The sequence below is a fragment of the Kitasatospora sp. NPDC057542 genome (assembly GCF_042801945.1).
Classification (GTDB): domain Bacteria; phylum Actinomycetota; class Actinomycetes; order Streptomycetales; family Streptomycetaceae; genus Kitasatospora.
Genome location: NZ_JBHVFE010000838.1, coordinates 1 through 1,412 on the forward strand (window position 1 = coordinate 1; position 1,412 = coordinate 1,412).

Here is a 1,412-nt window from a genome sequence, read left to right on the forward strand (position 1 = left end):
GCCCGCACGTTCGCGTCGAACGTGCGGGCCCCTTCGCATGCCTGACGACGAAGGAGGCGGAAGCCACCGGTGCCCGCAGCCCCGACTCCCCACCCCCGTGCGGTTTCGGCTGTGCCCCGTCGCCTCGGTTCCTATTCCCGGGGGCGTCCGGACCCGGCGGCGTCGAGGCGGCGGACGAGTTCGCGCAGGGCGCGCAGTTCGCGGTCGAGGGCTTCGGCGCCGTGGGGGGTGAGGGAGACCCAGGTGCGGGGGCGGCGGCCCGCGTAGCCCTTGGCGACGGTGACCAGGCCGGATTCCTCCAGGACCTTGAGGTGGCGGGAGAGGTTGCCGTCGGTGAGGCCGAGCTGCTCCTTGAGGAAGCCGAACTCGACGCTCTCGGCCTCGCGGGCGATCGCCAGGATGCCGAGCCGGACCCGCTGGTGGACGGTGTCGTCCAGGGCGAGGGTCGGATGCTGCTCCTCGGCTTCGTCCGCAACGCTCATGAGGAGACCGTACGGGATGCCCCCGGTGCGCGGCGGGCCGCCGTCCACTGCGCCAGCCCGGCGGCCAGCAGGACCGCCGCCAGCAGCAGCGCCTTCGACTGCGGGCCGTCGGCCCAGCCGCCGTCGCCCCGGTCGAGCCACGGCAGCCAGCCGCTCTCCCACGGTGCCGCGAGGTAGGCGGTGAGCAGCGCCGCATGGGCGAGCCCGGCGGCGGTCACCAGGGGGCTGCGTTCGGCCAGCCCGAGGACGACCAGGCCGATGCCGACCACGTACCAGGGCGAGGCGTAGGTGTTCACGAGCATGGACAGGGCGAACGGCACCCGGTGGGCGAAGAGCAGGGCGAGCAGCACGGCGGAGACCAGGATGCCGACGCCGACCGCGGCGCCGATCCAACCGCTGCGGTGCGGGACGATCCCGCGGGCCTCGCCGCGCCGCCGGTACCAGCGGGCCAGTGCCAGCCAGGCGAGCGGGAGCAGTGCGTACCAGACGCCCCAGGCCAGGAATCGGAGGACGGCACCGTCGAACTCGCCGGTCTGGCACGGGCCGTCCGGGGTGTGCGACACGCAGAGGTCGATGAGCTCCGAGTAGGCGAAGAGCGGATAGGAATCGACGGACCGCCCGTTGGCGCCGAAGTTGTAGGCCTGGCCGGAGATCGGCGCGGCGGCCAGGGCCAGCAGGCCGAACCCGAGCAGCGGCACCCCCGAGCCGCGCAGCCGTGTCCGGGCGCGGGCCCGGAGTCCTTCCGTCTCGGCGAGGAGTTCGGCCGGGCCGCCCCCGTGCGTTGTCGTCATGATCCACCCCTTGTCACGCGCAATCGCTTTGCTGTGCCATGAACTTTGCATCGCAAAGTGAGGTGTAGTCAAGGGCACTTGGGGCCGGCCGACCCCGGGAACGCCGAGGGGCCCGCACGTTCGCGTCGAACGTGCGGGC

General features: G+C 73.2%; 2 protein-coding genes. Both read right to left on the reverse strand.

The annotated features are described in order from the left end of the window. Nucleotides 1–131 precede the first annotated feature (131 nt). Nucleotides 132–482 (reverse strand): transcriptional regulator, encoded by a 351-nt coding sequence (locus tag ACFU7Y_RS43955; protein WP_224281447.1) that lies wholly within the window; start codon nucleotides 480–482, stop codon nucleotides 132–134. Further along, nucleotides 479–1,273 (reverse strand): hypothetical protein, encoded by a 795-nt coding sequence (locus ACFU7Y_RS43960; protein WP_380772074.1) that lies wholly within the window; start codon nucleotides 1,271–1,273, stop codon nucleotides 479–481. The genes ACFU7Y_RS43955 and ACFU7Y_RS43960 overlap by 4 nt, the downstream gene beginning before the upstream one ends. Between the last annotated feature and the right edge of the window lie 139 nt (nucleotides 1,274–1,412).